Origin of the sequence: Qipengyuania polymorpha (assembly GCF_019711435.1) — a bacterium.
Lineage (GTDB): Bacteria > Pseudomonadota > Alphaproteobacteria > Sphingomonadales > Sphingomonadaceae > Qipengyuania > Qipengyuania polymorpha.
Window position 1 is genome coordinate 851,107 of sequence record NZ_JAIGNK010000001.1, and the last position, 18,239, is coordinate 869,345.

The 18,239-nt window shown below is 61.8% G+C and carries 24 protein-coding genes; 6 read left to right on the forward strand and 18 right to left on the reverse strand.

Annotated features, from left to right (window positions below; all coding sequences use genetic code 11):
* Positions 1 to 6 precede the first annotated feature (6 nt).
* Genes nuoK through ndhC form a run of 15 tightly spaced genes read right to left on the reverse strand, consistent with a single transcriptional unit; the run spans position 7 to position 11,433 of the window.
* A complete protein-coding gene (gene nuoK / locus K3152_RS04220) occupies positions 7 to 312 on the reverse strand; it encodes an NADH-quinone oxidoreductase subunit NuoK (protein WP_221572750.1) in 306 nt (101 codons plus the stop codon).
* Positions 309 to 929 carry an NADH-quinone oxidoreductase subunit J gene (locus K3152_RS04225; RefSeq protein WP_221572751.1) on the reverse strand — a complete coding sequence of 207 codons (621 nt, stop codon included), beginning with the start codon at positions 927 to 929 and terminating at the stop codon, positions 309 to 311. Before K3152_RS04225 ends, nuoK begins: the two co-directional genes overlap by 4 nt.
* 27 nt (positions 930 to 956) lie before the next feature.
* A complete protein-coding gene (nuoI, locus tag K3152_RS04230; protein ID WP_221425126.1) occupies positions 957 to 1,442 on the reverse strand; it encodes an NADH-quinone oxidoreductase subunit NuoI in 486 nt (161 codons plus the stop codon).
* Positions 1,439 to 2,494: an NADH-quinone oxidoreductase subunit NuoH gene (gene nuoH / locus K3152_RS04235; protein WP_221572752.1), complete on the reverse strand. Its 1,056-nt coding sequence runs from the start codon at positions 2,492 to 2,494 to the stop codon at positions 1,439 to 1,441. The genes nuoI and nuoH overlap by 4 nt, the downstream gene beginning before the upstream one ends.
* Positions 2,491 to 4,479, reverse strand: coding sequence for an NADH-quinone oxidoreductase subunit NuoG (nuoG, locus tag K3152_RS04240; protein WP_221572753.1), 1,989 nt, complete (start codon positions 4,477 to 4,479; stop codon positions 2,491 to 2,493). The genes nuoH and nuoG overlap by 4 nt, the downstream gene beginning before the upstream one ends.
* Positions 4,479 to 5,243 carry a hypothetical protein gene (locus K3152_RS04245; RefSeq protein WP_221572754.1) on the reverse strand — a complete coding sequence of 255 codons (765 nt, stop codon included), beginning with the start codon at positions 5,241 to 5,243 and terminating at the stop codon, positions 4,479 to 4,481. The genes nuoG and K3152_RS04245 overlap by 1 nt, the downstream gene beginning before the upstream one ends.
* Complete coding sequence (gene nuoF, locus K3152_RS04250) at positions 5,240 to 6,532, reverse strand: NADH-quinone oxidoreductase subunit NuoF (protein ID WP_221572755.1); 1,293 nt, start codon at positions 6,530 to 6,532, stop codon at positions 5,240 to 5,242. The genes K3152_RS04245 and nuoF overlap by 4 nt, the downstream gene beginning before the upstream one ends.
* Complete coding sequence (locus K3152_RS04255; protein ID WP_221572756.1) at positions 6,532 to 6,675, reverse strand: hypothetical protein; 144 nt, start codon at positions 6,673 to 6,675, stop codon at positions 6,532 to 6,534. Before K3152_RS04255 ends, nuoF begins: the two co-directional genes overlap by 1 nt.
* Positions 6,672 to 7,343, reverse strand: coding sequence for an NADH-quinone oxidoreductase subunit NuoE (gene nuoE / locus K3152_RS04260; RefSeq protein WP_221572757.1), 672 nt, complete (start codon positions 7,341 to 7,343; stop codon positions 6,672 to 6,674). Before nuoE ends, K3152_RS04255 begins: the two co-directional genes overlap by 4 nt.
* Positions 7,336 to 7,806, reverse strand: a complete 471-nt coding sequence (locus tag K3152_RS04265) for a hypothetical protein (RefSeq protein ID WP_221572758.1) — start codon at positions 7,804 to 7,806, stop codon at positions 7,336 to 7,338. The genes nuoE and K3152_RS04265 overlap by 8 nt, the downstream gene beginning before the upstream one ends.
* The gene (locus K3152_RS04270) at positions 7,803 to 9,008 is read right to left on the reverse strand and encodes an NADH-quinone oxidoreductase subunit D (protein ID WP_425594665.1); all 1,206 of its coding nucleotides are present in this window, start codon (positions 9,006 to 9,008) and stop codon (positions 7,803 to 7,805) included. The genes K3152_RS04265 and K3152_RS04270 overlap by 4 nt, the downstream gene beginning before the upstream one ends.
* 8 nt (positions 9,009 to 9,016) lie before the next feature.
* Positions 9,017 to 9,559, reverse strand: coding sequence for a hypothetical protein (locus K3152_RS04275; protein ID WP_221572760.1), 543 nt, complete (start codon positions 9,557 to 9,559; stop codon positions 9,017 to 9,019).
* Positions 9,559 to 10,479 carry an NADH-quinone oxidoreductase subunit C gene (locus K3152_RS04280; protein ID WP_221572761.1) on the reverse strand — a complete coding sequence of 307 codons (921 nt, stop codon included), beginning with the start codon at positions 10,477 to 10,479 and terminating at the stop codon, positions 9,559 to 9,561. The genes K3152_RS04275 and K3152_RS04280 overlap by 1 nt, the downstream gene beginning before the upstream one ends.
* An 11-nt stretch (positions 10,480 to 10,490) precedes the next feature.
* Positions 10,491 to 11,057, reverse strand: a complete 567-nt coding sequence (locus K3152_RS04285) for a NuoB/complex I 20 kDa subunit family protein (RefSeq protein WP_221572762.1) — start codon at positions 11,055 to 11,057, stop codon at positions 10,491 to 10,493.
* 1 nt (position 11,058) lies between these two features.
* Complete coding sequence (ndhC, locus tag K3152_RS04290) at positions 11,059 to 11,433, reverse strand: NADH-quinone oxidoreductase subunit A (protein WP_221572763.1); 375 nt, start codon at positions 11,431 to 11,433, stop codon at positions 11,059 to 11,061.
* Between the two features lie 185 nt (positions 11,434 to 11,618).
* On the opposite strand from ndhC, the gene K3152_RS04295 reads away from it, so the two are divergent.
* Complete coding sequence (locus K3152_RS04295; RefSeq protein WP_221572764.1) at positions 11,619 to 12,101, forward strand: YbjN domain-containing protein; 483 nt, start codon at positions 11,619 to 11,621, stop codon at positions 12,099 to 12,101.
* A 52-nt stretch (positions 12,102 to 12,153) separates the two neighbouring features.
* Here the strand turns inward: K3152_RS04295 and K3152_RS04300 are convergent, their stop codons facing one another.
* A complete protein-coding gene (locus K3152_RS04300) occupies positions 12,154 to 13,584 on the reverse strand; it encodes a coniferyl aldehyde dehydrogenase (protein WP_221572765.1) in 1,431 nt (476 codons plus the stop codon).
* A gap of 90 nt (positions 13,585 to 13,674) precedes the next feature.
* On the opposite strand from K3152_RS04300, the gene K3152_RS04305 reads away from it, so the two are divergent.
* From K3152_RS04305 to K3152_RS04315, 3 genes are all read left to right on the forward strand, one after another.
* Positions 13,675 to 14,871, forward strand: a complete 1,197-nt coding sequence (locus K3152_RS04305) for a thiolase family protein (RefSeq protein ID WP_221572766.1) — start codon at positions 13,675 to 13,677, stop codon at positions 14,869 to 14,871.
* A gap of 59 nt (positions 14,872 to 14,930) precedes the next feature.
* Positions 14,931 to 15,341: a hypothetical protein gene (locus K3152_RS04310; protein WP_221572767.1), complete on the forward strand. Its 411-nt coding sequence runs from the start codon at positions 14,931 to 14,933 to the stop codon at positions 15,339 to 15,341.
* Positions 15,342 to 15,526: 185 nt separating this feature from the next.
* Positions 15,527 to 15,808 carry a hypothetical protein gene (locus K3152_RS04315; RefSeq protein WP_221572768.1) on the forward strand — a complete coding sequence of 94 codons (282 nt, stop codon included), beginning with the start codon at positions 15,527 to 15,529 and terminating at the stop codon, positions 15,806 to 15,808.
* Here K3152_RS04315 and K3152_RS04320 read toward each other — a convergent pair whose 3' ends face one another.
* On the reverse strand, positions 15,809 to 16,276 hold the full coding sequence (locus tag K3152_RS04320) for an SH3 domain-containing protein (RefSeq protein WP_221572769.1): 468 nt from the start codon (positions 16,274 to 16,276) through the stop codon (positions 15,809 to 15,811).
* Between the two features lie 85 nt (positions 16,277 to 16,361).
* Here K3152_RS04320 and K3152_RS04325 point away from each other — a divergent pair, with 85 nt between their 5' ends.
* Positions 16,362 to 17,384: a 2-hydroxyacid dehydrogenase gene (locus tag K3152_RS04325; protein WP_221572770.1), complete on the forward strand. Its 1,023-nt coding sequence runs from the start codon at positions 16,362 to 16,364 to the stop codon at positions 17,382 to 17,384.
* 43 nt (positions 17,385 to 17,427) lie between these two features.
* Positions 17,428 to 17,856 carry a nuclear transport factor 2 family protein gene (locus tag K3152_RS04330; protein WP_040963894.1) on the forward strand — a complete coding sequence of 143 codons (429 nt, stop codon included), beginning with the start codon at positions 17,428 to 17,430 and terminating at the stop codon, positions 17,854 to 17,856.
* 4 nt (positions 17,857 to 17,860) lie between these two features.
* Here the strand turns inward: K3152_RS04330 and K3152_RS04335 are convergent, their stop codons facing one another.
* Entirely contained in the window at positions 17,861 to 18,238 is a 378-nt protein-coding gene (locus K3152_RS04335; RefSeq protein WP_221572771.1) for a DUF7668 domain-containing protein, read from the reverse strand.
* Between the last annotated feature and the right edge of the window lies 1 nt (position 18,239).

Sequence of the window (18,239 nt, forward strand, 5' to 3'; positions counted from 1 at the left end):
GTCGCCTTATCCCTTCATCTGGTTGGCGTCGTCGACCGCGATGGTGCCGCGGCCTCGGAAGTAGATCATGAGGATGGCAAGCCCGATGGCCGCCTCTGCCGCCGCAACGGTCAGGATGAACATGGCGAAGACCTGCCCGACGAGGTCGCCGAGGAAGGCGCTGAAGGCGACCATGTTGATGTTCACCGACAGCAGGATGAGCTCGATCGACATCAGGATGACGATGATGTTCTTCCGGTTGAGGAAGATGCCCAGCACGCCCAGCACGAACAGGATCGCGCTGACTATGATATAGTGTTCGACGCCGATCACAGTTCGACCCCCTGCCCTACTGTGGGCTGTTTCATGACAGTTGCCTCGTCCGGGTTGCGGCGGTTCTGCTTGCCGATGTCCTGCTGGCCGCGCTTCGACTTGGGCGGGCGGTGGGTCAGGACGATCGCGCCGATCATGGCCACCAGCAGGATGATGCCGGCCGCCTCGAACAGGAAGAGGTATTTGGAATAGAGCAGCGCGCCGATCGCGCCGGTGTTGCTGCCCACCATGGCGGGCGCATCGCTCGCCATGGGCGTCCCCAGTTCGATGGCGCCCGTGCGGTAGGCACCGATGCCGAGCACCAGCTCTGCCAGCAGGACCAGCGCGATGACGATGCCGAGCGGGAAATTACGGATGAAGCCCGCGCGCAAGGCAGCCACATCGATGTCGAGCATCATGACCACGAACAGGAACAGCACCGCAACCGCGCCGACATAGACGATGACCAGCAGCATCGCGATGAATTCAGCGCCGACGAGGACCATCAGGCCCGCGGCGTTGAAGAAGGCGAGAATGAGCCACAGCACGGAATGCACCGGATTGCGCGCCGTGATCACCATCACGGCCGATGCAATCACGAGCACCGCAAACAGGTAAAAGGCGATAGTCTGGATCATGGTATCCCGATTTCGGTTGCGGCGCGGTTAGCGATAGGGTGCGTCGGCTTCAAGGTTCGCGGCGATCGCCCGCTCCCACTTGTCACCATTGGCGAGCAGCTTGGCCTTGTCGTAAAGCAGCTCCTCACGGGTTTCGGTTGCGTATTCGAAGTTCGGACCCTCGACCACGGCATCCACCGGACAGGCTTCCTGGCAGAAACCGCAGAAGATGCACTTGGTCATATCGATGTCGTAACGCGTGGTGCGGCGGCTGCCGTCCTCGCGCGGTTCGCTCTCGATGGTGATCGCCTGCGCCGGGCAGACGGCCTCGCACAGCTTGCACGCGATGCAGCGCTCCTCGCCATTGGGATAACGGCGAAGCGCATGCTCGCCGCGGAAGCGCGGTGAGAGCGGGTTCTTCTCGAACGGATAGTTGATCGTCACCTTGGGTTTGAAGAAGTATTTCAGCGTGAGGGCATGCGCCTTCACGAACTCCCACAGGGTGAACGACTTGATGAGGTGGGCGACGCTCATGCGGCGGCTCCATAGTGGCCGGTCGCCATCAGGTAACCGGAAATCAGGACAACGAACACCAGGCTCAGCGGCAGGAAGACCTTCCAGCCCAAGCGCATCAACTGGTCGTAGCGATAGCGCGGGACGGTCGCCATGACCCAGCTGAAGAAGAAGAAGAAGATGAAGGTCTTCAGTAGGATCCAGACGATGCCCGGGACGGCATAAAGCGGCTCCCAGTCCACCGGCGGCAGCCAGCCACCCCAGAAGAGGATCGCGTTGAGCATGCACATCAGCAGGATGTTGGCATATTCGCCCAGCCAGAACAGCGCGAAGGCCATCGAGCTGTATTCGGTCTGGTAACCGGCGACGAGCTCGCTTTCCGCTTCGGTCAGGTCGAACGGCACGCGCTGCGTTTCGGCGAGGCTGGAGATAAAGAACATCACCCACATCGGGAAAAGCAGCAGGTTGAAGCCATAGGCGTTCACGATGCCGAAGCCGTGGCCCTTCTGCGACAGCACGATCTCGTTGAGGTTGAACGTGCCCGCATAAAGCACGACGCAGACGAGGATGAAGCCGATCGAGACTTCATAGCTGATCATCTGGGCCGAAGCGCGCATCGCCGAGAAGAAGGGATACTTCGAGTTCGAAGCCCAGCCCGCCATGATGACGCCGTAGACCGAAAGCGAGCTGATCGCGAGGATGTAGAGCAGGCCGACGTTGATGTTCGCCAGAACCGCTTCCGCGCTGAAGGGGATGACTGCCCATGCCGCCAGCGCCACGGTAAAGGTGACGATCGGCGCGAGCAGGAAGATGCCCTTGTTCGAAGCGCTCGGGATGATGGTTTCCTGCAGGAACACCTTCAGGCCGTCGGCAAAGCTCTGCAGCAAGCCGAAGGGGCCGACCACATTGGGTCCGCGGCGCAGGTTGATGGCTGCCCAGACCTTGCGGTCGACATAGATGATCATGGCGACGGCCAGCATCAGCGGCAGCGCGATAAGCAGGATGCCCGCGATGGTCGCAAGGGCCCATGCCCATTCGTAGGACATGCCCAGGGATTGGAAGAATTCGGTCATTCCGCTGCCTCCGCCAGTTCGCCGCCGTGCAGCAGTTCGTCCGAGCAGCGCTGCATCACCGCGCTGGCGCGGGCGATGGGATTGGTGAGGTAGAAGTCCAGAATCGGATAAGCGCTCATCGTGCCTTCCGCCTTGGCCTTTGCGTCTGCCTTGGGCAGCGCGCCATAGTCGGCGAGGCCTTCTTCGCCCAGCGCCGGGACTTCGCTGATCATCGCAGCCTGCAGCTGCGCGAAGCTGTCGAAGCCGACATCGACCTTCAGGGCGTCGGCAAGTGCGCGCAGGATGGTCCAGTCTTCGCGGGCATCACCCGGTGCGAAGACGGCCTTCTCGGCGAACTGCACGCGGCCCTCGGTGTTGACGTAGGTCCCGTCCTTCTCGGCATAGCTGGCCGCGGGCAGGATAATGTCTGCCGCATGCGCACCCTTGTCGCCGTGATGGCCGATGTAGACCTTAAGCGCGTCGGCGAAGGGTTCGAAATCCATTTCGTCCGCGCCGAGGCTGATAACGACCTTGGGGCTCGCCTTGACGATATCCGCCATGCCGCCCTTCTGCGCGAAGCCGAGCATCAGCCCGCCCATGCGCGCAGCCGAGAAATGCAGCACGTTGAAATCCGCACCCCACTCGCTGGCGAGCGCAAGAGCCTTGCCGTGCGCGCCCTTCAGAGCGCCGCCGCCGACGATGACCGCGCTGCGGTCCGCATCCTTGAATGCGCTGGCCACTTCGTCCGGCAAACTGTTTAGAACGCCGAGGTCTTCACCGAGGAATTCTGCCGGATAGGTTGTGTCCCAATGCGGGCCGACGACGAAGACCTTGGCGCCGCGCTTCACCGCCTTGCGGATGCGCACGTTCACCAGCGGGGCTTCCCAGCGGATGTGGCTGCCGACGATAAGAATCGCCTTGGCCTGCTCGATCCCTTCGAAGGTCGAGTTGAAATTGACTGCCGCGAGGTTCGACACGTCATAGTCCATGCCGGTCTGGCGGCCTTCGATCAGGCTCGAACCGCATGCCTTCAGCAGTGTCTTGGCAGCGAACATTGTCTCGCAATCGACCATGTCGCCTGCGATGGCGGCAATGCTCTTGCCGGGCTTCGCCTTGGCGATGGCCTTGAAGGCCTCGTCCCAGGTCGACGGCTTGAGACCGCCCTTCTTACGCATGAAGACCTTGTCGAGGCGGCGCTTCGAAAGTCCGTCGACCATGTAGCGGCCCTTGTCGGACAGCCATTCCTCATTGACCGCATCGTTGACACGCGGAAGCGCGCGCATGACTTCGCGGCCACGGCTGTCGAGCCGGATATTCGCCCCGACCGCGTCCGATACGTCGATGCTGAGCGTCTTCTTGAGCTCCCACGGACGCGCTTCGAAAGCATAGGGGCGCGAGGTCAGCGCACCGACGGGGCAGAGGTCGATCACGTTTGCCGACAGCTCGTGCTCGGCGGCCTGCTCGAGATAAGTCGTGATCTGCATGTCCTCGCCGCGGCCGACCGCGCCGATTTCATCGACGCCCGCGATTTCCTCGCTGAAGCGCACACAGCGGGTGCAGTGGATGCAGCGGGTCATGACCGTCTTGATCAGCGGGCCCATGTATTTCTCGGTCACCGCGCGCTTGTTTTCCTCATAGCGCGTCGCGCCGCGGCCATAGGCGACCGACTGGTCCTGCAAATCGCATTCGCCGCCTTGGTCGCAGATCGGGCAGTCAAGCGGATGGTTGATGAGGAGGAACTCCATCACCCCTTCGCGCGCGGTTTTGACCATCTGGCTGTCGGTGCGGATTTCCTGACCCTCGGTGGCCGGAAGCGCACAGCTGGCCTGCGGCTTGGGCGGCCCGGGCTTCACTTCGACGAGGCACATGCGGCAGTTGCCGGCAATGCTCAGCCGCTCGTGATAGCAGAAGCGCGGGATTTCCTTACCTGCAAGTTCGCAGGCCTGGAGGACGGTCGCGCCCTCCGGAACCTCGATTTCCTGTCCGTCTACTGTGACCTTGGGCATTAGTCAGCTTCCGCTTCGTTGGTTTCGGCCGGTGCGAAGCCATTGTAATAGCTGCGCGACCACATGCCGTCGGCAACCATCTGGCGCACGAGCGAGGTGCTCAGGTTCGGCGCTTCATCGGTTTCGAGGCACGTCAAAAGGGTGGGATAAAGGGCTTCGAGCGCTTCGGATTCCTTGTCCGTGGCGGGCGTGGAATCGAGCAGTTCATGCGACGCGCGGGCGTTGCGATAGGTCAGGCAGTCGGCAAGTTCCGACACGCTCTGCGCACGCATGCCGCCACGCTGCGTGGCGAAACGCTGGTCGATGAGCAGCGGTGCACCCGGCGCGCGAACGGGAACGTCCTTGTTCTCGTAGAGATAGGCTTCCTCGGCAATCAGGTTGCGGAGGGTCGAATAGGACACGCTGACCGCAAGCTTGTATTGCGAACGCTTCATCACGCGGCCGATGCACCGGCCAAAGCCGATGTCGTCGAAGAACTCGCCGCTCTTGAATTGGGTATCTGCGAAAGCAATCTGCTCGAAATCGCTGTTGTCGAGAAGCTCGTTCAGCTCTTCCTTGTTGCCGAAGTAAACGCACTTCGCGAGGCGCTTCTGCATCTGCCGGGTTTCGGCTTCGCCCGCGGTTTCCGGCTCCTGCTTGAAGCGGGTGCCGATCTGGCTTTCGGGGCGCAAGAAGCGCTCCATCCGGCGGTCATGGTCGCTGTCCTGCGCCGCGATGGGCGTAGCGACCATGGATGCCAGCGCGAGGATGACGGGTTTCTTCATTCCGCAGCCTCGGCAAACTTGGCGTTGTGTTCTTCGATCCGGCGCTCGAGCTCGGGGCGGAAGTGACGGATGAGGCCCTGGATCGGCCATGCGGCGGCATCGCCCAGTGCGCAGATTGTGTGGCCTTCGACCTGCTTTGTAACCTGCTGCAGCATGTCGATTTCCTCGATTGCCGCATCGCCGGTGCGCAGGCGCTCCATCATGCGCCACATCCAGCCCGTGCCTTCGCGGCAGGGCGTGCACTGGCCGCAGCTCTCGTGCTTGTAGAAATAGCTGAGACGCGAAATCGCGCGGACGATGTCGGTGGACTTGTCCATCACGATGACACCTGCCGTGCCGAGGCCCGAGCCGAGGTCCTTGAGCCCGTCGAAATCCATCGGCGCGTCCCAGATCTGTTCAGCCGGAACCAGTGGGACCGACGAACCGCCCGGAATAACGGCGAGGAGGTTGTCCTTGCCGCCGATGATGCCGCCGCAATGCTTCTCGATCAATTCGCTGAACGGGATGCTGAGTGCTTCCTCGACCACGCAGGGCTTGTTCACATGGCCGCTGATCTGGAAGAGCTTCGTGCCCTTGTTGTTCTCGCGCCCGAAGCTCGCAAACCACGATGCGCCGCGGCGCAGGATGGTCGGCACGACGGCGATCGATTCCACATTGTTGACCGTGGTCGGGCAGCCATAAAGGCCCGCACCTGCCGGGAACGGCGGCTTGAGGCGGGGCTGTCCCTTTTTGCCTTCAAGGCTCTCGATCATCGCGGTCTCTTCGCCGCAGATGTAGGCGCCTGCACCGCGGTGCAGGAAGACGTCGAAATCATAGCCCGACTTCGAGGCGTTCTTGCCGATCAGGCCCGCGTCATAGGCCTCGTCGATGGCGGCCTGCAGAGTTTCGGCCTCGCGGATATATTCGCCGCGAATGTAGATATAGGCCGCCCTCGCCCGCATGGCGTAACCGGCGACCAGCGCGCCTTCGATCAACTTGTGCGGATCGTGGCGGATGATCTCGCGGTCCTTGCAGGAACCGGGTTCGGACTCGTCGGCGTTGATGACGAGGAAGCTGGGACGGCCGTCCTTCGATTCCTTCGGCATGAACGACCATTTGAGACCGGTCGGGAAGCCCGCGCCGCCGCGGCCGCGAAGGCCCGAAGCCTTGATCTCTTCGATGATATTGTCGTGGCCGCGCGCGATCAGCGACTTGGTGTCGTCCCAGTCGCCGCGCGCTTCGGCTGCCTTCAGGCCCCAGTCCTGGAAGCCATAGAGGTTGGTAAAGATGCGATCCTTGTCGGCGAGCATCAGAAGCCTCCCCCGAACACTACGATGGCGGCGACAATCAGGATTGCCACGAGCGCCACGGTCTTGACGATGCCCTTGAGCACCTTCCACGCGATGACCACGCCGATAATGGCGAGGATGATGGTGAGCCAGTCAGCGCTCATTTCCATTCTCCCCGGTAATCGTGGTTCGCATCGACCATTTCCTTCAGCGTGGTCGGGCCACCTTCGGGCTCGCTGGTCTTCTTGCCTGCGATCTGCGTGCCGGTCTTGGGCTGCTTGCCCGCGGCCAGTTCGTCGAGGATCTCGTCGAGACGTTCGGGCGTGAGGTCTTCGTAATTGTCGTCGTTAATCTGGACCATCGGCGCGGTGGCGCAATTGCCCATGCATTCGACTTCTGTGAGGGTCCAAAGGCCGTCTTCGGAGACATGGCCCTTCTTCATCCCGCGCTTCTTGCAGGTTTCGAACAGCCCGTCCGAGCCGCGCAGCATGCAGGGCGTCGTACCGCAGACCTGCACGTGGTACTTACCCACAGGCACCATGTTGTACATGAAGTAGAAGCTGGCGACTTCGAGCACGCGGATGACCGGCATGTCGAGATAGTCCGCGACGTATTCGATCACCGGCAGCGGCAGCCAGCCCTGCGTATCGGTTTCCTCGCCGACCTGGCGCTGGGCAAGGTCGAGCAGCGGCATCACGGCGGAGCGCTGGCGCCCCTCGGGATAGCGCGCAATCGCCTTGTCCGCGCGTGCACGGTAGCTCTCGTTGAACTCGAAAGCGCCCCAGCGCTCGCGCAGCTCGGGAGTATCGGGTGCGGGGTTACGGTCAGCCATTTTTGCTACCCCCGTTCATTGTGCCTTCTTCGACATGATGACCAGCGCTTGTAGCCTCAACTAGCATGCCATTCTCATACTTGAATGCGATGACAGTTCCGTACCGCCGGTCGGCCGACAGAAATTCAATCTCAACGTTTTGGCTTAAGCAATATGCCGATGCTGGCACCGTGATGCGATACGGATTGTAACGCCAGCCATAAGTCTCGGCCTCAAACCACGAAGCAAACTCAATCGCTCCTTCCGGTCCAGCATGAGTGGAGTAGATATGCGCTTGTCGGACAAGCTTCGCGTCCGGCGCGACAGCCGACTTTAAGAACTCGATATCTTCAGCTTTTGCCGCCTTGATTATCGACACGCTCTGATTTGCGAAATAAGCTTGTACTTGCTCATTTTGAACGTGCCCTTCTGCACCGATTACGCATGGATTGGATATGGCAGTGAGCAAAAAGACAGCAATCACCGGTCACACTCCCCGAACACGACGTCGATGGCGCCGAGGATGGCGGTGGCATCGGGCAGCATATGACCTTTGCACATGAAATCCATTGCTTGAAGGTGGCTGAAGGCCGTCGGGCGGATCTTGCAGCGATAGGGTTTGTTCGAGCCGTCGCTGACGAGATAGACGCCGAATTCGCCCTTGGGGCTTTCGGTGGCGACATAGACTTCACCCGCGGGCACGTGGAAGCCCTCTGTATAGAGCTTGAAGTGGTGGATTAGCGCTTCCATCGACTGCTTCATCTCGGCGCGCTTGGGGGGCGAGACCTTGCGGTCGGTGCTGGCGATGGGGCCGGTCGGCATGTCGCGCAGGCATTGCTTGATGATCTTCGCGCTCTCGTAAACTTCCTTCACGCGCACCACGAAGCGGTCGTAGCAGTCCGAATTGGTGCCGACGGGAATGTCGAACTCCATCCGGTCGTAGACGTCGTAGGGCTGCGACTTGCGCAGGTCCCACGGGATGCCGGCGGCGCGGATCATCGGGCCGGAGAAGCCCCAGGCCACGGCATCGTCCTTGCTGACGACGGCGATATCGACATTGCGCTGCTTGAAGATGCGGTTGTCGAGCACGAGGCTCATCGCATCTCCGAAGAGTTCGGGCAGGCGCGTGTCGAGCCACTCGCCGATATCGACGAGCAGCTTCTCGGGCACGTCCTGATGGACACCCCCCGGGCGCAGGTATGCGTGATGCATGCGCGCGCCGCTCATGCGCTCGAAGAAGTTCATGCAGTCTTCGCGCAGCTCGAACACCCACAGGTTCGGCGTCATCGCGCCGACGTCCATGACGTGCGCGCCGATATTGAGCATGTGGTTGCAGATGCGGGTCAGTTCGGCGAACAGCACGCGGATATACTGCGCGCGTTCGGGCACCTCGACATTGAGCAGCTTCTCGATGGCGAGGATGTAGCTGTATTCCTGCGCCAGCGGGCTGCAGTAGTCGAGCCGGTCGAAATAGGGCAGCGCCTGCAGATAGGTCTTGTGCTCGATCAGCTTTTCGGTGCCGCGGTGCAGCAGGCCGACATGCGGGTCGATCCGTTCGATGATCTCGCCGTCGAGCTCCATCACCATGCGCAGCACGCCGTGTGCAGCCGGGTGCTGGGGCCCGAAGTTGATCGTGTAATTGGTGATCGTCTCGTCGCCGGTGGTCGGCGACTCTTCGATTTGCATTGCACTACTCATGCGCAGATCCAGTTGCCGGAGTAATTTTGCGAATTGCCCGCGCCGTCGGTGACGATGACGTTGGCCGGACGGCTCTGCCCTTCCCCTGCGGCCGGAGCCACCTGGACGGTAAAGCCTTCGCCGGTGAAGGTGGTGCCGGACTTGACCTTGGCGAGCCCGCCCGGTGCGGCATCGGCCATCACCAGCGTATCGCCGAGGCGGACGACCGCCTTGCCGGGCAGCGTCGGCTCTTTCATCGCCGCCGCGATGATCATTTCCTGGTTGCCGACCATGAAGGTGCAGCCACCCTCACGCGGGCCGAGGTTCACGCCGCCGATATCGCCGAGCTGCTGGAGCTGGACGAGATTGGCATCCTGCGGCGGTGCATCCACAGCCTTGTTGGGCGCGTTGGGGTCGGGCTGCGACGGGTCGAGCGCAGTCGCGCCTTCCTGCTGGCCGATGCGGCTAGCGAAATCGTCGGCGCTTTCCTGCTCGCCCGCAGGTTCCTGCGAACATGCAGCCAGTGCCAGAGCGGCAAAAGAGACGAGAGCGATACGCATCACTTGTCGTCCTTCTTCTTGGCAGGCGCCTTGCGCTTGGCCGGAGCCTTCTTGGCGGCAGGCTTCTTCTTGGCGGGAGCCTTTTTCTTCGGCTCGGTGGCCTTGGCCGTGTCGCTCGTCTTGCCCTTGCGCTTTGCACGCGCGGGCTGGTCTTCGGTCGGCTCGGGAGCCGGAGCATCCTCGCCGCCGTCTTCCTCTGCCGGAGCGCCTGCGCTGACCTTTTCGGCAGCCTTCTTGTCGGTCGCCTTGCCGGCGCCCGTGTCGGAGGGCTTCTCGGTGGTCTTGGGTTCGTCGACCGGCGGGGTCGCGGCCTTCTCGTCACCGGGCAGCACGTAATCGGCGCCTTCCCACGGGCTCATGAAATCGAACTGGCGCAAATCCTGCGCGAGTTCGACCGGCTCGTAAACGACGCGCTTCTCGTCCTCCGAGTAACGCAGCTCGACATAGCCGGTGAGCGGGAAGTCCTTGCGGAAAGGATGCCCTTCGAAACCGTAATCGGTGAGGATGCGGCGCAGGTCGGTGTTGCCGTCGAACAGCACGCCGTACATGTCGAACACTTCGCGCTCGAGCCATCCGGCGTTGGGCCACAGCGTGGTGACGGTCGGCACGGGCGTATCCTCGCTCGCCGAGCACTTCACCATAATGCGGCTGTTCTTCGTGAGGCTCAGCAGCATGTAGACGACTTCGAACCGCTCCGCGCGGCTCGGATAGTCGACACCGGCGATCTCCATCAGCTGCTGGTAATCGTGATTGTCGCGCAGCAGCTTCAGTGCATCGGCGATGCTGGCACGGTGGACCGTCAGCAGCAGTTCGCCATGCTCTTCATGCGCTTCGACCAAATGGTCGCCCAGCGCAGCCGAAAGCGTGTCCTTGAGCCCGTCGATGCGCGTGAAGCGGGGCGCGGAATGAAGTGTAGCCATCTCCTAAGCCCTCAACGCTCGATCGTACCGACGCGGCGGATTTTCCGCTGCAGCTGCATCACGCCGTAAAGCAGGGCCTCGGCAGTCGGCGGGCACCCGGGGACATAGATGTCGACCGGCACGATGCGGTCGCATCCGCGCACCACAGAATAGCTGTAGTGGTAATAGCCGCCGCCATTGGCGCAGCTGCCCATCGAGATGACGTATTTCGGCTCCGACATCTGGTCGTAAACCTTGCGCAGGGCAGGCGCCATCTTGTTGCACAGCGTGCCGGCGACGATCATCACGTCGCTCTGGCGCGGGGAGGCGCGCGGGGCAACGCCGAAACGCTCCATGTCGTAGCGCGGCATGTTGACGTGGATCATCTCGACCGCGCAGCAGGCGAGGCCGAAGGTCATCCACCACAGCGAACCGGTACGCGCCCACTGGAACAGGTCCTCGGTCGAAGTGACGAGGAAGCCCTTGTCGTTCACTTCGGTCTGGAGCGCGTTGAAATAATCCGCATCGGGCTGGCGTACCTCGCCCGGCTGAGCAGCAGGCACGGCGTTCGGCGGAGTGATGATGGTCGAGTTGGTCATGTCAGTCCCACTCCAGTGCGCCGACTTTCCAGGCGTAGGCGAAGCCGATGACGAGTTCGACGAGGAAGACCATCATGGTGATCCAGCCGGCCCAGCCGGTGAAATCGAGGCTGACCGCCCAGGGAAACAGGAAGGCTGCTTCGAGGTCGAAGATGAGAAACAGGATCGCGACGAGGTAGAACCGCACGTCGAACTGGCTGCGGGAGTCGTCGAAGGCGGGGAAGCCGCATTCATACTCGCTGTACTTCTCTGTCGTCGGCTGATGCGTCCCGGTCAGGCGCGACACGCCCATGGGCAGGAACACGAAGAGGGCCGACAGGCCCACCGCGATGAACAGGAAGATCAGGATCGGAAGATATTGTTCGAGGTCGACCACGTAGGATTCCGTCTGGCGATTCCGGTTGGAATAAGGGTTTCGCGCCCGCCTCTAGGCCCCTCGCCCGATTGGTGCAAGGGCAAGACGGGCAGAGTTTCCCGTGATTTTCGCAAGTACCATTGAGCGCGTGTTAACACCTTGGCATCATGGCAGGCACGGGTTCAACCAACAGGGACAATACTGACATGCTTAAGCACGCGATTGCGGGCGCCATTCTTTCCGCCTCGATGATGGCGGCGACGCCTCTGGCAGCCAAGAACATCACAGCCGATGTCGAGCAAATTGCGCAATTGCTGCAATCCGAAGGCTACCAGGCCAAGCTGCAGGGCGAAGGCGAGGACCGTCACATAAAAACCGGCATGGCAGGGTACAATTTCCTCATCCTGCCCTTCGATTGCGATGGCAAGGGCGAGAACTGCAAATCGGTCCAGTTTTATGCTGCGTTCACTGCGGAGAACAAACCGACGCTGGAAGAGATGAATACTTATGCCGCCGAAAACCGTTTCGGCCGCATCTATCTCGACAGCGACCGCGACCCGGTGATCGAAATGGACATCGACCTCGAAGCGGGCGGCATGTCCCCGGCCCTTTTCATGGACAACCTAGCCTATTGGGAAGCCGTTATGGTGAGCTTTGCGGACTTCTCGTTCAGCAAGGACGAGGACTGAATTTGCAGCGATGACGGCAGCTGGGCGCGCGACCCAGCTGCCGCACATCGATTTATTTCATCATCGTCTTCACGGCCTTCTCGGTCGCCGCGCCGTAAGGCGGCTTGAACCCGCCGAGCTTGGCAACGTCGATCTTGGGCTGCGTATAGACGCTGCGCGCGTGGCTGAATTCGCGGAAGCCTTCCACGCCGTGATAGCTGCCCATGCCCGAAGGGCCGACCCCGCCGAAGGGCAAGTCTTCCATCGAGACGTGGAAAATCACGTCGTTCACCGTCACGCCGCCGCTGATGGTGCGGTTGAGGACCTTCTCGCGCTCGCCGCTATCCTCGCCGAAGTAATAGAGGCCGAGCGGGCGGTCGTTCTCGTTCACGTAGTCGATGGCATCGTCGATGGCCTTGTAGGTCTTCACCGGCAGGACCGGACCGAAGATTTCCTCCTGCATCGCCTTCATGTCGTCGGTCACGCCCTTGAGGATGGTGAGCGGCATCTTGCGTGCATTGCTGCTGCCGAAGTCCTCATTGCCCGGATTGACCTCGATCACCTCCGCACCCTTGTTCCGTGCATCGGCGACCATTTCCTGTAGCCGGTCGAAATGACGGTCCGAGACGAGGCTCGCATAGTCCTCGTTCTCGAGCATGGTCGGATACATGTTGGCCGTGCCCTGCCACACGCCGTGGATAGCCTCGTCTTGCTTGCTCTCGGGCACATACATGTAATCGGGCGCGAGGCAGATTTGCCCTGCGTTCATCATCTTGCCCATCGCGATCCGCTCGCCTGCCTTGGCGAAGTCAGCACTCTCGCCGAGGAAGACCGGGCTCTTGCCGCCCAGTTCGAGCGTGACGGGGACGAGGTTCTTCGAGGCAGCTTCCATCACCTTCTTGCCGGTCGCGGTCGAGCCGGTGAAGACAAGGTGGTCGAAGGGCAGTTCAGAAAAGGCAGCTGCCACTTCTGGACCGCCGGTGAAGACAGCGCATTCGTCGGGTGAGAAATATTCCTCGACAAGTTCCTTCATCATCAGGCTGGTCTTGCCGGTAAATTCGCTTGGCTTGATCATCGCGCGATTGCCCGCAGCGAAGACCTGCATCAACGGGCCGAAGGTGAGGTTCACCGGAAAATTCCACGGGCTGAGGATGCCGATGACGCCCTTGGGCTCGTACCGAAGTTCCGCTTTCGCGCCGAGCAGGCCCAATGGGAATTGCACGCTGCGCTTCTCGCTCTTCGACCATTTGTCGACATGCTTGAGGCAGTACTTGCCGAAGTTCACCGTGCCGGCGATGTCGGTAATCATCGACTGCATGGGCGAGCGGTTGCCGAAATCGGCGCTCATCACCTTGCACAAATCGTCGCCATGCTCCTTCAGGAGCTTCATCGCACGCTTGATGCGGTCCTTGCGGGCAGAGAGCGGTTCGGGCCGTGCCGCAGTGAACACCGCGCGCTGCTTGCGCAGCGCATCTTCCATCGCGACCTTCTGATTATCCGCCATCTTATTCTCCCAATGGTTCATGTTGCGCTGCAGCAGCACAATGCCTATCTCGACGCGCAGATATTCCAGACAAGAAGGACCAGCACAAGCATGTCTCAGTTCAGCGCAGCCGACCCCGTCGTCATCCTGTCCTACGCCCGTACCCCGATGGGCAGTATGCAGGGAGCGCTGGCGGACGTGTCGGCAACCGACCTCGGCGCAACTGCAGTGAAGGCGGCGGTCGAGCGCTCGGGTGTGGCAGCGGACAAGTTCGACCGCACCTACATGGGGTGCGTTCTTCCGGCAGGGCTCGGCCAGGCCCCTGCCCGCCAGGCCTCCATCAAGGCCGGCCTGCCCAAATCTGTGCAGGCAACCACGGTCAACAAGGTCTGCGGCAGCGGCATGCAGACGGTCATCATGGGCGCAGAAGCCCTCGCCAGTGGCACTATCGACTATGTCGTCGCAGGCGGCATGGAGAGCATGACCAACGCGCCCTATCTTCTCAAGAAGCACCGCAGCGGCGCGCGCATCGGCCACGACACGACCTATGACCACATGTTCCTCGACGGGCTGGAAGATGCCTATGAGGAAGGCCGCGCCATGGGCACCTTCGCGCAGGACACGGCAAACGAATACCAGCTAACCCGCGAGCAGATGGATGATTACTCCATCGAATCGCTGCGTCGCGCCAATGCCGCCATCGAAAGCGGTGCCTTCGCCGACGAAGTTGCGCCGGTCACTTTCTCGACCCGCAAGGGCGAAGTGACGGTCGACACGGACGAAGCGCCCGGCCGCGGCAATCCGGACAAGATCCCGCAGCTGCGCCCTGCCTTCGCCAAGGACGGCACTATTACGGCGGCGACCTCCTCGTCGATTTCGGACGGTGCGGCAGCAGTCGTGCTCACCCGCGAAAGCGTCGCCAAGGAGAACGGCCAAGAGCCGGTTGCGAAAATCGTCGCCATGGCAGCCCACGCGCAAGAACCGAGCGAGTTCACCGTCGCTCCGGTCGGTGCCATCAACAAGGTCCTCGAAAAGGCAGGCTGGTCGGCCGACGATGTCGACCTGTGGGAAGTCAACGAGGCCTTCGCCTGCGTCGCCATGTTCGCCATGCGCGACATCGGCATTCCGCACGAGAAGATCAACGTCAACGGCGGCGGTACTGCGCTTGGCCATCCCATCGGTGCCAGCGGCACGCGCATCATCGTGACGCTGCTCAACGCACTCAAGAGCCAGGGCAAGAAGCGCGGCATCGCCTCGCTCTGCATCGGCGGCGGCGAAGCGACCGCAGTGGCCGTCGAGCTCGTCTGACATTTATCCCGGACCCTTCCCCGCACCTCTCGCGTTGGTGCGGGGAAAGGGGAAACGAGATGAAAAAATTCCTGATTATCGCCGCTTGCGGCGCGCTTGCCGCTTGTGGTTCGAACGAGGCCGAAGAGCCGGTCGAACCGATTGAGACCACCGCGCCCGCGGGCACGACCGACACCGCGACCACCAGCCAGATGACCGGCACTTACGAGATGACGATGGATGACGGCACCGTCGTCCGCCAGAGCGTCAACGCCGACGGCACCTATGTCGATACCGATCTCGAAGGCAACGTACTGGAACGCGGAACCTGGCGCCAGCAGGGTGACCAGCTCTGCCTCGACGATGCAGGTCCGGGTGCGGAAGAATGCTGGACCGGCGGCGCGGAAGGAGCCGATGGAACCTTCGAAGCCACCGGCGCAGACGGCACTACCGTAACGGTACGCCGTGTGAATGACACTGCTGCCATGTGAGGCAGCAGTCGTAAGCAAATCATGATAAGGGCGGTCCGATTGGGCCGTCCTTTTGCTTTGGGAGATACGTCTTGCGCACAATTTTGCCACTTGCTGCCACCCTAGCCCTCGTTGCTTGCGGTCAGGCAAGCGAGCCAGAGGTCGAACCCGCTCGCGGGGAAGAGGCATCTCCCGAATTTTATACAATGGCGCCCGGCACTTTCGACATCGTCGGCGAGGATGTGGTCTACGCCACCAGCGAGTTGCGCGAGGACGGGACCTATATCGACAGTGCCGAGGGACAGGAGGTCGGACGCGGCACCTGGACCGCCGACGGGCCAAACGTCTGTTTCGATCCCGAGGGTGATGGCGATGACCAGCAGGAACGCTGCTGGACCAATTCACCGATGGCGGAAGACGGCAGCTTCGTCACCACGCGCGACGATGGAAGCGAAAGCTACACGGTCAGGCCGCGGACGCCCGAATAATCAGGGTTCGCCCACGCCCCACAGCTGTTCCTGTCGGACATAACCGGTGCGATTGCCGACGCTGAATTCGCACCAGCCACGGCCGCAGTCGCCCAGCACGCCCACGACACCAGGCTCGAGCCGCCACTTGATGGTGGAACCTCCATCGGCGTCTTCGCGCATGGGCACGGATTCGTCGCCTACCACCAGCGCACCGCGCTCGGGGTTGAGCTGGCGCTGCGCCACCCAGCCCCGCGTGCCGTCTGGCTCCTGGATCAACCGCCAGCCCTCCAGCACGCGGACGACCTTCACCGGCAGCCCCTTGCGGCGATAGACCCAGTCGATCTTGTATTCCTTGCTCGGACCGACGCGCATGTTGGTTTCGTCATAGCGCAGGGTCGCCCAATAAGGCACCTCGCGATCCTGCGCGTATGCAGGCACGACAAGCAGCACAAGCGCTGCAAAACCAAGGATAATCCGGTGGAACATGCCCCTCTCTCACTACAAGCTCTGGCGCTTCCCCACAAGCGCTGCTTGACCGCTCCATTGCCAAAAGCGTAGCGGTCTGAATTGCATGGTTACGACAAATTCCGAAGCCGCTCCCGAAAAGCGCCTTACCCGCAAACCGCGCGTGGTCGTTACCCGTCGGCTCGGTCCTGCTGTCGAGGACCGGATGGCCGAACTCTTCGACGTGCGCACCAACGCCACCGACATGCCGCTCACACGCGAGCAATTGATCGAGGCCATGCAGGACTGCGATGTTCTGGTCCCGACGGTTACCGACCGCATCGATGCAGAGATGATTGACCAGGCAGGCGACAACCTGCGCCTGATCGCCAATTTCGGAGCCGGAACCGAACACATCGACCTCGACGCCGCCGCTGCGCGGAAAATCATGGTCACCAATACGCCCGGCGTCTTCACCGACGATACCGCAGACCTCACCATGGCCGGCATCATCGGCGTGCCTCGCCGGGTGCGCGAAGGCGTGCAACTCATCCGCAGCGGGGAGTGGACCGGATGGGCTCCAACCTCGATGCTCGGGAGCAAGCTGGGGGGGAAGACCCTCGGTATCATCGGCATGGGGCGTATCGGGCAGGCCGTCGCGCACCGCGCCCGCGCTTTCGGCCTCGAAATCGCCTACCACAACCGCAAGCGACTGCCCGTCGCCATCGAGCGGATGGTGGGAGCCACTTACGTCGAAAGCATCGACGAACTGGTGGCGCAGGCCGACATCCTGACGCTGCATTGCCCCTATAGTGCAGAAAACCACCATATGATCGACGCGCGCCGCCTTGCGCTGATGAAAGAGGGCGCAAGCCTCATCAACACTGCCCGGGGCGACCTCGTCGACCAGGAGGCGCTGATTGCGGCGCTGGAGAGCGGACATCTCGCAGGTGCGGGCCTGGATGTTTATCCGGAGGAGCCGGAGGTTGACGAGCGCCTTATCCGGCATCGCAACGTCATGACCCTTCCCCATATCGGCAGCGCAACCCGCGAGGGCCGTGAGGAATCGGGCATGAAGGTCATCGCCAACATCCGCATGTGGGCTGACGGACACCGCCCGCCGGACCAGGTCTTGAGCGGGCTCGGTTAACGCCTCTTGCCCTGCCGCGCCGAAACTGTAAGCGGTTGCGGCCATGGACGAATTCTCAGCCAAGATCGAAGCTCTCGAACATCTCTGGATGCGCAGCTGGGCGCAGCGCGACCGCAACCAGATGAAGGCGCTCGCGTCGAAGGATTTCATCTTCCTGCTGGGTTCGCAGACCCCTGCCATCCTCGACCGTGCAAGCTGGCTGGAAGCCGCCACCACGCGCTTTCGCTGCAACGGCTATCGCTTCGACGAGGTCTACGTCCGCCGCCACGGCAACATCGCCGTCTTCGCCACCCGCATGACGCTCGACGCGACGATGGGCGACCACGAATGGTCGGGCGAAACCTGGCTCATGGACCTGTGGCAAAAAGGCAAGGTGCGCCGCAAATGGCGCATCGTCGAGCGTACACTCTCGCGCCCCGATACGGATGCCAAGATGCCTGATGCAATCAGGTCGATGCAGCTTTGGCGTTAAGAGCTTATGGTACGTGAACCGACCATATCTCGACCCTGATCTCCGGATCCAGGCGTAGCTTGGCGTGTATAGCAAGGTCGCTGACCACTTCGGCTTTCGTAGTCAAATCCACGATCGCGCTCCAGCAGCCGTTGGAGTGCCATGAATAGCAAGAGCGTTCCCACACGCGTGCATGGAGCGGCGAGAGTTCCTCTCCGTAAGCCGCAACACTCGATTCTATGAACTTGGCGAGCTCCAATTCAAGCGGCAAGACTTCCGGAATTTCAGCGCACTGCAGCCGATAGTCGCCCTCTGCAAAAGCGGCGGCTACTTTGTCGAAAACCGGTCTCAACTCGTTCGGTATTGGGTGCTCGCCATCATCGTCGTTGAGAACGATTTCCAAG

What these genes read in the sequence shown, in the direction of transcription:
- K3152_RS04295 (WP_221572764.1), top strand. Translation starts at nt 11,619, where the DNA reads ATGCTTAAGCACGCGATTGCGGGCGCCATTCTTTCCGCCTCGATGATG.
- K3152_RS04310 (WP_221572767.1), top strand. Translation starts at nt 14,931, where the DNA reads ATGAAAAAATTCCTGATTATCGCCGCTTGCGGCGCGCTTGCCGCTTGT.
- K3152_RS04225 (WP_221572751.1), bottom strand. Translation starts at nt 929, where the DNA reads ATGATCCAGACTATCGCCTTTTACCTGTTTGCGGTGCTCGTGATTGCA.
- K3152_RS04255 (WP_221572756.1), bottom strand. Translation starts at nt 6,675, where the DNA reads ATGAGCGCTGACTGGCTCACCATCATCCTCGCCATTATCGGCGTGGTC.
- nuoH (WP_221572752.1), bottom strand. Translation starts at nt 2,494, where the DNA reads ATGACCGAATTCTTCCAATCCCTGGGCATGTCCTACGAATGGGCATGG.
- K3152_RS04305 (WP_221572766.1), top strand. Translation starts at nt 13,675, where the DNA reads ATGTCTCAGTTCAGCGCAGCCGACCCCGTCGTCATCCTGTCCTACGCC.
- K3152_RS04280 (WP_221572761.1), bottom strand. Translation starts at nt 10,479, where the DNA reads ATGGCTACACTTCATTCCGCGCCCCGCTTCACGCGCATCGACGGGCTC.
- K3152_RS04300 (WP_221572765.1), bottom strand. Translation starts at nt 13,584, where the DNA reads ATGGCGGATAATCAGAAGGTCGCGATGGAAGATGCGCTGCGCAAGCAG.
- nuoG (WP_221572753.1), bottom strand. Translation starts at nt 4,479, where the DNA reads ATGCCCAAGGTCACAGTAGACGGACAGGAAATCGAGGTTCCGGAGGGC.
- K3152_RS04325 (WP_221572770.1), top strand. Translation starts at nt 16,362, where the DNA reads ATGGTTACGACAAATTCCGAAGCCGCTCCCGAAAAGCGCCTTACCCGC.
- nuoF (WP_221572755.1), bottom strand. Translation starts at nt 6,532, where the DNA reads ATGCTCGCCGACAAGGATCGCATCTTTACCAACCTCTATGGCTTCCAG.
- K3152_RS04320 (WP_221572769.1), bottom strand. Translation starts at nt 16,276, where the DNA reads ATGTTCCACCGGATTATCCTTGGTTTTGCAGCGCTTGTGCTGCTTGTC.
- nuoI (WP_221425126.1), bottom strand. Translation starts at nt 1,442, where the DNA reads ATGAGCGTCGCCCACCTCATCAAGTCGTTCACCCTGTGGGAGTTCGTG.
- K3152_RS04285 (WP_221572762.1), bottom strand. Translation starts at nt 11,057, where the DNA reads ATGACCAACTCGACCATCATCACTCCGCCGAACGCCGTGCCTGCTGCT.
- K3152_RS04315 (WP_221572768.1), top strand. Translation starts at nt 15,527, where the DNA reads ATGGCGCCCGGCACTTTCGACATCGTCGGCGAGGATGTGGTCTACGCC.
- K3152_RS04245 (WP_221572754.1), bottom strand. Translation starts at nt 5,243, where the DNA reads ATGAAGAAACCCGTCATCCTCGCGCTGGCATCCATGGTCGCTACGCCC.
- nuoE (WP_221572757.1), bottom strand. Translation starts at nt 7,343, where the DNA reads ATGGCTGACCGTAACCCCGCACCCGATACTCCCGAGCTGCGCGAGCGC.
- K3152_RS04270 (WP_425594665.1), bottom strand. Translation starts at nt 9,008, where the DNA reads ATGCAAATCGAAGAGTCGCCGACCACCGGCGACGAGACGATCACCAAT.
- K3152_RS04275 (WP_221572760.1), bottom strand. Translation starts at nt 9,559, where the DNA reads ATGCGTATCGCTCTCGTCTCTTTTGCCGCTCTGGCACTGGCTGCATGT.
- K3152_RS04330 (WP_040963894.1), top strand. Translation starts at nt 17,428, where the DNA reads ATGGACGAATTCTCAGCCAAGATCGAAGCTCTCGAACATCTCTGGATG.